This window comes from Mesorhizobium sp., from assembly GCF_041661565.1.
Taxonomy (GTDB): Bacteria; Pseudomonadota; Alphaproteobacteria; order Rhizobiales; family Rhizobiaceae; genus Mesorhizobium.
In genome coordinates, this window is sequence record NZ_JBAZUD010000003.1 from 77,060 (window position 1) to 86,032 (window position 8,973).

An 8,973-nucleotide genomic window follows, 5' to 3' on the forward strand; every position below is an offset into this window, starting at 1 on the left:
GGCCTGGACGGCCGCTGGTTGATGCGGTTGCTGAAAGGAAAGCGGCCGCATCGCAGACGCGGCCACGCTTGCTCAGTCGCGTGCCACGCCGGGCAGCACATGGTGCAGGAGAACCGCCGCCTGGCCGAACAGCCACGCCAGCGCAAAGGCATCGAATCCGTCGAGACCGTTGTGCCGGAGGTCGAGCAGTCTCCCCGCCGCCTGCGGCGACAGAAGACTTGTGCCGGCAAACACCGCGAGCCCGGCGGCCGCGCCGGTGGCGAAGGTCAGCCCGAACTGCGCCGTTGGGCTTATGCTTGCCAAGTGATCCGGCCTCATGCCGCAGCTCCCGCGATCAGATTGCGCAGCTTGCGCAGCCGGATCGCCATGTCCTCGCCATAGGAGATCGTCCCCTTGAACTGCCCCTCGGCGCCCATCAGGAAGATCGTCGCGGTGTGGTCCATGGTGTAGTCGCCGTCCTCGGTCGGAACCTTCTTGTAATAGATGCGATATTCCTTGCCGACGGCGGCGACATCGGCCTCGGTGCCCGTCAGTCCGGTGATGCGGGAATCGAAGGACTGCAGGTAGCGCGCCATGAATTCCGGCGTGTCGCGTGTCGGATCCACCGAGATGAAGAGCACCCGCAACTTGTCGGCGTCCGGCCCCAGGCTTTTCAGCGCCTCGGTCGTCTCCCACAGCGTCGTCGGACACACTTCCGGGCAGCGGGTAAAGCCGAAGAACACCGCGAAAGGCTTACCCCGCAGATCGGCATCCGACAGCTTCGCACCCGTCTGCGTGGTCAGCGTGAACGGCCCGCCAATCGGTGAGACCGTGTTGTTGATGGCCGTCTGCACGGTCCTGGGCCAGATCAGCATGACGGCCACGCCGAGCAAGACCAGGACGAGGCAGGCAGTCGCAACAGTGGTGCCGATGCGCCTGCCTGGGCTTGGGACTTCAGTCGGCGTGCTCGTCATGCTCACCTCCCATGGCATCGACGGAATATTCCACCTCGACCGTGCCGGCCTTCTCGAAGGTCAGCGTCCCCCTGAAGGATTGGCCCTGCCTGACCGGCTTCTTGAGGTCCATGAACATGATGTGGAACGAGCCGGGCTTGAGCGCGACTTCGCCGGCGGCAGGGATTTCCAGGCCGTCGGCAAGCTGCTTCATGGTCATGACGCCATTGGCGTCCACGGCCATTTCATGCACTTGGGTGACCCCGGCCAACTCGCCGGTGGCGGCGACAAGGCGGTCGGCAGTTTCGCCATGGTTCTTCAGCACGAGATAGCCGGCGGCGACCTTGGCGCCCTCCGGCGTCGCACGCGACCAGGGGTGGACGATTTCGATGTCGCCTACCTTGAATTCATGTGCCCATAGCGGATGCGTCATCGCAAGCAGCAGCGTCAGTGTGAAGGTGACGATGCCCAACCTTTCCTCGAAGGAACGGAGGCGGCTCAGCGGATGACAATGCGAAAGCGTGCGCGCAAGGGCGCGATAGGAATATTGCATTTGGAATGCTCCCACGGCGACTCCACCGCAGGCGGCGGAGTGCGAAACCAGTGATCTCTGTCGTTGAATGAAGCCCGCAGATTGCGGGCACGCGATCAGGCGGTCAGTGGGGGAGCGCGTGGATTGCCAGGCCTGTAGCCCTGTTCGTGTAAATCGATCGGCTTGACCTGGGCGAACGCCACGCGGTCCGCGACGCGCAAGCCCGCGGCGAGCACGCCGACATTGGCCGGCGGCGCCAGGCCGGGCCACAACATGCTGCAGGCAAAGGTGCAGCAGGAAGGTATCTTGGAGTGATCCGGCGTCCCGGAACCGCTCGAAGCGTCATGGTCCGAACCGTTCGTGCAGAGCGGGTTGCCGAACGCGTCCAACTGCTGACCAGCAGCATCCGCGCCGAGCGCGAATGCACCGACGGCCGATTGGGTGATCAGCACGAGTGCAAGGACCAGTGCAGTCACCAGACGCGATGTCGCGGTGCGCTTGACCACGATCCCCTCCTGGAGACGTCTTGCTAGCATCCATCCTGGAGGAGGAGAAGACAGTTTTGCGATCCGCGACGATCTGCACTGCCCGCAGAAACAAGACGTGTCAGGCCAACGTCCGGCAAGCATTCAGCAAGCATTGCAAATGCTGACTATTTAGCCCTTGTTACAGAGGGCGTCCCGTGATTCGCGGGACAGGGGAATGGTTCCACGACATGGCAGCTACTGATCGTTCGGCGCGGGGCGCTTGCCCCGGCCTGGTTTCCGCGCGCCTCGAATTTGGCGCGCCACGTCTTCGATCCGTGCTTCTTGCCGGCGTTGCCGGCACGGTCCTGATCGCCGGCGGGCATGGCGCGAATGCCGAACCCGTTGTCTGGACCGGTGGCGGTTCGAGCAACTCCTGGGACGCCGCCGGCAACTGGCAGTCCGCCGGCGTTCCCACCGCGACAAGCGCGGTGACCATCGAAGGTGGCCTCGTCAAGAACCAGGCCGTCAAGACCGCGATCACCGGCGCTGCGGTTGCCTCGTCGATCGACCTTGGCAGGGATGGTGCGGCCGCCAAAGCGACGCGGATGCAGACGCAGCTTTCCGGTACGCTGGATGTCGGCACCCTGCACATCCATTCCGGCGGCTGGCTTCAGATCCTCAGTCCGTCGCTCGCGCCCGGCGTCGCCGGGCTCACCGTTGGAACGTCGAGCGTCGATGACAAGGGAATCCTCGATATCGATGCCGGGAACACGGTCAATGTCACCTCGGGATTGACCCTTGCCGGCACCGCCCAGGGAGCGGGCAAACTCGTCTCCACGGGCCCGATCGTCCAGACTGCCGGGCGCATCGGCGTCGACCAGGTGCAAACGACGAATTACACCATGTCCGGCGGCGTTACCGGCGTAACGACGATCGCGTTCTCGACAGGTTTCACCCTGTCCGGAACCGGCACCGTCTCGGACGTGGGCAGCAAACTGGTCGGTGGCGCCGGTTCAACGATGGTCCAGTCCGGCGGCATCATGGGCGGAACGGTAACCGGAATCACCAGCTACACCCAGTCGGGTGGCGTCATGGGCAATCTTTCCGACGGCTTCATCAACGGCTCAGTCACCACCCCGACATACACACTGTCGGGCGGCAGCATTACCGGGCAGGTCGGATTCTCCAGCCTGTTTGACCTGTCCGGCTCGGGCACGGTCGAAACCGCCGCGGTGCTGACCGGTGTGTCCGGCTCGACGATGACGCAGTCGGGCGGGACGATGAAAGGGACCGTCACCGGCATAGACAGCTACACCCAGTCGGCCGGCGGCCTGAGCGGCAACGTCACGACCGGGACTTACGCGCTGACCGGCGCCGCCGCCACGTCTTCCGGCGCCGTCATCACGGCCTCCGGCAGCTTCGACCTCGGGCCGGACAACGGCACCGCCATCGTCGCGGCGAAACTGTCGGGCACCGGCGATCTGGTCAAGACCGGTCTCTCGACCGTCGTCCTGGCCAATGGCGGCAATGATTTCAGCGGAACGGTGACCGTCGGCGCCGGTACTCTCGAGGTCCGCGACGATGCGCTGCCCGATCTCAGCGACGTCACGGTTGCCGACGGCGCGACACTCCAGATGACGACCGTCAACGATACGGCTTTCCTGGGGACGATATCAGGCGAGACCGGCAGCCTGGTCAAGACAGGCGCGGGCACTTTGACGCTGGGCGGCGAGATCATGATGGGCGATCTGTCCGTCGCCGGCGGCAAGCTGCAGGTCGGCACGGGCACGTCGACCAACACGGCATCCTTCGATTCGGCCGAGATCGCCGCCGGCGCGACGCTCTATGTGGCGAGCGGCGCGACGCTGACGATCCGGGTGCCCAACAACATCATCAACAACGGCCATCTCATCAACGACGGCACCGTCAACGACGATCTCGACAATCACAGTCTCTTCGAGAACAACCACGACTACAATGCGGACGTGGCGACCAACACCGACGTCATCGACAACAATACGCCCGGCGTCTGGACCGGCGACGTCGAGAGCAACGCCGGCACGATCAACAACAACGTCCAGGCCGTGTGGAACGGCAACGTCGAAACCAATTCCGGCTCTATCAACAACAGCTCCGCCTGGACGGGCGACGTGCTTGCCAATAGCGGGAATATTGCCAACCTTGCCGGCGCCACGTGGACGGGCAGCGTCGCCAATACCGGCAACGTATCCAACAAGGGGGAATGGATCGGCAACGTCGAGTCAAACAGCCTGAAGTCCATCTACAATGACGGTGCTTCCGCGCTGTGGACCGGCGACGTCAACAACAACAGCCAGATCGTCAACATCAATGGCGGCACCTGGAACGGCCAGGTACTCGTCAACAACAACGCCATCTTCAACATGAAGGACAGCACGTGGACGGGCGACGTGGTGGCCAATGGCGGCGGCAGCAACGATCTGGCACAGATCGACAATTACGGCGCATGGAGCGGCGCGGTGCGCAGCAATGCCGCGACTATCTTCAATGTCGCCGGTAGCTGGACGGGCGACATCAAGGCCAACAAGGGCCTGATCCTGAACAATTTCAACGATCAGAACAACAACCCGCTTGGTCTCAACCATGCCACGTGGACTGGCGATATCGTGAGCAATGGCGGCGAAATCAGCAACGACCATGGCGGCACGTGGAACGGCAAGGTTCTCGGCAATGCCGGGAGCATCGTCAACGAGAGCAGCGCCAAATGGGTTGGCGACGTGACGAACAGCGGCGATGTACGTAACCAGGCGGGAGCCGACTGGAAAGGCGATGTCGTCGGTAACGCTGCCGGCAAATCGGTCGGAAACTACGGCGGAACCTGGGAGGGCAAGGTCACCCAGGCCAATCTCGGCGCCGTCTACAATTCCGGGACCTGGACGGGTGAAGTCAGCGGCAATGGCGGCGATATCCACAACGGCTCTTCCGGCGCATGGAATGGCGCGGTCGAGAGCAATGCCGGAACGATCGAGAACGACGCCGACAGCACCTGGACGGGCGATGTGCTGGCCAATGCGGGGACGATCGATACGGCCGGCGTGTGGGACGGCGATTTCACCAATGCGGGTACGGTCAACGCCGAGGGCGAGATCGACGGCGCGTTCGACAATAGCGGCCTCTTGCATCTCACCGGCTCACTGACAGGGATCACCACGCTGACCAACAGCGGTACGGTCGACCTTCGCGGCAATGGCGCGTCGCAGGTTCTCGATGCACAGACGGCGACCTTCAAGGCCGGCTCAGTCTACGGTATCGATGTCGACGCGGCGGGCGGTACCGACAGGATCGATGTCACCGGCCTGGCGACACTGGCCGGCACGGTAATCGTCAGGGCGGGAACAACGGGCGGCGCCTATGACCTGATGACACCCTACACGATCCTGACCGCCGGCAGCATTGCCGGCGAATTCACCGGCGTTACCACCGATCTCGCCTTCCTGACGCCGGAACTCGACCAACAGGTGGACCATGTCGACCTGAAGCTGGCACGCAACGATCTTGGATTTGCCGAAGTCGGCACCACGCAGAACCAGCAGGCAGCAGCCGCCGGGGCTGAATCGCTTGGCGCCGGCAACGAAATCTACGATGCCTTGCTGTGGCTGAACAAGGATCAGGCAGGCAAGGCTTTCGACAGCCTGTCGGGCGAAGGCTATGCCTCGTTCGAAAGCGTGTCGATCCAAGCGGCCGGTGTTATTGCCGACCTCGTCACGGAACGTCTCGACCGTGCCTTCGGCGCGGCTGGCGAAAGCAAGCCGATGGCGGTCAGCGCTTACGCCGATGGGCCTGCCTTCCCCTCCGGTCCGGCGCGCGATACCGGCACCTGGGCCGCGCTCTACGGCGCGTCGGCTACCCTTCCGGGAGACGGCAACACGTCGGACGCGATTTCCACGATGGGCGGCTTTGCCGGCGGCCTGGACGGATTGCTCGGCGACTGGCGACTGGGCGCCATGCTGCATGTCGGGCGCACCAGCGCCGATGTGGACGATCTGGACACATCGGGTAAGAGCACCGACTACGGCGCCGGCCTCTATGGCGGCCGCCAGTGGGGCGATACAACGCTGTCGCTCGGCGCGACCTATACGCGGCATGATTGGGACGTCAGTCGCGGCGTCGACTTCCAGGGCCTGTCCGAAACCCTGTCGGCCGACTATTCGACCGGCACGGCGCAGGCTTTCGGAAAGGTGTCTCACGCGTTCCGGATAAACACCGTCTCGCTGATCCCCTATGCAAGCTTTGCCTATGTGAACCAGAATTCCGACGCGTTCACGGAAAACGGCGGCGCCGCGGCGCTGCAAAGCGGATCCAACTCGATCGACGCCGCCTTCACCACGCTTGGCCTCGGCAGCGAACGGACCTTCGCCGTCGGCGACATGCTCCTGACAGCCAAGGCCGGGCTCGGCTGGCGCCATGCCTATGGGGACGCGCCCGGCGCAACCCACACATTGTCGGGCGGCGACAGCTTCTTCATTGTCGGCGCGTCGATCCCAAGCGACATGGTCGTTCTCGATGCCGGACTCAATTTCAACGTCAGTCCCGTCACCACGCTCGACATCACCTATAAGGGCCAGATCGGAAATGACGGCGCTCAGGCACATGCCTTGAAGGGGACCTGGGCAATGCGGTTCTGAATGTCGGTTGCCGCGATGGCTTGGGTCCAGCCTGGGCCGTTGCCGCTATTCGGTCTGATGTAGCGGGTGTGTTCGCAGGCCACGCGCAGGTTCCGGCGCGACGACCGGGACCGGTCCCGATTGGCGTCCGCCTCTCGCACTGGGGCGCGCCTCGTACGCTGAGACATCCTTATCGGATGGTGAGGAAATACATGCCTTCATCGCGATAGACCCCCATCAAGAGGGGAACCGAGGAATGCTGCGCCAATCTTTGTGCCTCCCCGGGCGAGCGAACGATCTGATGGTCGATCGTAAGTATGATGTCGCCGATCGCCAGCCCGGCATCTGCCGCGCTGCTGCCCTCGCCGACAGCCAGGACCAGCGCTCCCTCCGCCTTCTTGTTTCCGACCGCGGTTATTGTTTCGAAATCGCTCAGGCTGACGGATTCAAGCAGGCCCGATCCCTCGGTCACATGATCGCTTCCTTCAGTCGAGAGTTTTGCCGTAGCGGTCGTTGGACTGCCGTTCCGGATCATCGACAGCTTCGCCGGCGTGTCCGGTGAGATGGCGCTCATGACGTGCTTGAGGCCGGCAGCATTTTCCACGCTTGCGCCGTTCACGGCGGTGATGATGTCGCCGACACGAACACCGGCATCCTCAGCCACCGACCCTGAAAACACCTGATTGACAAGAGCGCCCGTTTCCTTGGCGTGGAATGCCTCGGCGAGGTCCGCGGTCAGATCCTGTACGACCAATCCAAGCTGCGCACGTCGCACCTTGCCGTAGGCGATGAGCTGTTCCGTTACCTGTTTCGCCATGGCGGTCGGAATGGCGAAGCCGATGCCGACATTTCCACCGCTCGGACCAATGATCGCACTGTTGATGCCGACGAGTTTCCCATCGAGATTGACGAGCGGGCCGCCCGAATTGCCGGGGTTGATGGAGGCATCGGTCTGGATCAGGTTCTCGTAGCCACCTCCCAGTGCGGACCGCCCAAGCGCGCTGACGATTCCCATCGTCGCCGTTTGTCCGAGGCCGAACGGATTGCCTATGGCCACGACATAATCGCCGACGCGGACCTGCACCGGTTCTGTCAAAGCCAGTGCCGTCAAATGCGGCGCTGCAATCTTGATGACGGCGAGATCCGTCTCTGCATCGTTTCCGACGGGTTCGGCCTGGAAGCTGCGGCCATCATTGAGTGTGACCGTAATCGAGTCGGCATTCTGGACGACATGATTGTTGGTCAGGATGTAGCCTTTCGCGGCATCGATGACGACGCCCGCGCCTGCCGCCTGGAATTCCTGTTGGGGTTGTGGCGCATCGCCCGCCGAGGAAGAGAATTGCTGGCGCAAGGAATCCGGCGCTGTCGGGTTGGCAGACGGTTCATTGCGGCCCTGCACGGTGATGCTCACGACCGTCGGCAGCACACGTTCCAGCATCGGCGCAAGCGAGGCCTGACTGGTCGGGACAAGCGGGGATGCTGCATTGACAGGGGCTGCCGTCAACGCCGCCGCCAAGCCGAACCACGCCGCCACCAGGCAATGCCGCAAGCCGGACGTAGTCATCCTTTCGACGCTTGGTCGTCGAGATGCAGACGATCCGATCGCTTCCCGCCGCACCACATGGCCCCGCTTCCTTCTCGTTCGCTCACTGGAGCGCTTTTCATGCTCGGCCCCCTTCTTCTGGGCATGCAACCCCAGACGCATACTACGGGCAGGATGTTGGCGTTTTGCGCCGGATCAAGTGCGAAGGAAAACTGCGAGAGAGGCGAATTGATTCAGGGCAAGGCGGTCCGCGCAAACCGATGCAAGAAGCGGTTGGACTGCCTGTCAATAGACAGCCTATCGACAGCGAGCTGCGATCCCTGGCCCTGAGCGCTGTCAACCTGGCCGCCTTGGCCGTTCATCTTGGCGCCAGCTTGTTTTGAGCCAGGAACCGGATCGCCGGAGAGAAAGGATGAACCATGGTCAGCGTATCGAGACGTGTCTTTCTCTCACTTGCGGCCATGGTCGCGGCGTTCGCCAACCGGAGGGCATCCGCCGACACGTCCAGCCTGCCGGAAGCCGCCAAGAACGGAGGAATGTCATTGCTCGAGGCCCTTTCGCTGAGGCAATCGACACGGCTCTTCGCCGACAAGCCCATCGATGACGAGACCCTATCGACATTGCTTTGGTGCGCCTTCGGCATCAACAGGCCGAACAGCGGCGGCCATACCGCGCCTTCATGGCATGGGGCGATGGAGACCGAGATCTATGTCGCCGACGCGAGGGGGGTACGCAAATTCGACCCGGACGGACAGGCCGCGGCGACCGTTCTTGACCGCGACATTCGAAACGCCACGAGCAAGGAGTCATTTGTTGGAACGGCGCCTGTAGTGCTGATCTATTGTGTTGATCGGAC

7 protein-coding genes are annotated in these 8,973 nt (G+C 63.2%); 2 read left to right on the top strand and 5 right to left on the bottom strand.

Annotated features, from left to right (window positions below; genetic code table 11):
* Positions 1 to 72 precede the first annotated feature (72 nt).
* The 4 genes from WC739_RS01340 to WC739_RS01355 form a co-directional block, all read right to left on the bottom strand.
* A complete protein-coding gene (locus tag WC739_RS01340) occupies positions 73 to 318 on the bottom strand; it encodes a hypothetical protein (RefSeq protein WP_372951204.1) in 246 nt (81 codons plus the stop codon).
* A complete protein-coding gene (locus tag WC739_RS01345; protein ID WP_372951205.1) occupies positions 315 to 953 on the bottom strand; it encodes an SCO family protein in 639 nt (212 codons plus the stop codon). The genes WC739_RS01340 and WC739_RS01345 overlap by 4 nt, the downstream gene beginning before the upstream one ends.
* Positions 934 to 1,485: a copper chaperone PCu(A)C gene (locus tag WC739_RS01350; RefSeq protein ID WP_372951206.1), complete on the bottom strand. Its 552-nt coding sequence runs from the start codon at positions 1,483 to 1,485 to the stop codon at positions 934 to 936. Before WC739_RS01350 ends, WC739_RS01345 begins: the two co-directional genes overlap by 20 nt.
* Before the next feature lie 95 nt (positions 1,486 to 1,580).
* A complete protein-coding gene (locus WC739_RS01355; RefSeq protein WP_372951207.1) occupies positions 1,581 to 1,970 on the bottom strand; it encodes a DUF2946 family protein in 390 nt (129 codons plus the stop codon).
* 209 nt (positions 1,971 to 2,179) lie between these two features.
* On the opposite strand from WC739_RS01355, the gene WC739_RS01360 reads away from it, so the two are divergent.
* Entirely contained in the window at positions 2,180 to 6,595 is a 4,416-nt protein-coding gene (locus WC739_RS01360) for an autotransporter domain-containing protein (protein ID WP_372951208.1), read from the top strand.
* Between the two features lie 169 nt (positions 6,596 to 6,764).
* On the opposite strand, the gene WC739_RS01365 is transcribed toward WC739_RS01360, so the two are convergent.
* Positions 6,765 to 8,138 carry a Do family serine endopeptidase gene (locus WC739_RS01365; protein ID WP_372951209.1) on the bottom strand — a complete coding sequence of 458 codons (1,374 nt, stop codon included), beginning with the start codon at positions 8,136 to 8,138 and terminating at the stop codon, positions 6,765 to 6,767.
* A gap of 398 nt (positions 8,139 to 8,536) precedes the next feature.
* Between WC739_RS01365 and WC739_RS01370 the strand changes: the two genes are divergently transcribed.
* Positions 8,537 to 8,973: nitroreductase family protein (locus tag WC739_RS01370; RefSeq protein WP_372951210.1), on the top strand; the 437-nt coding region annotated here is incomplete at its 3' end.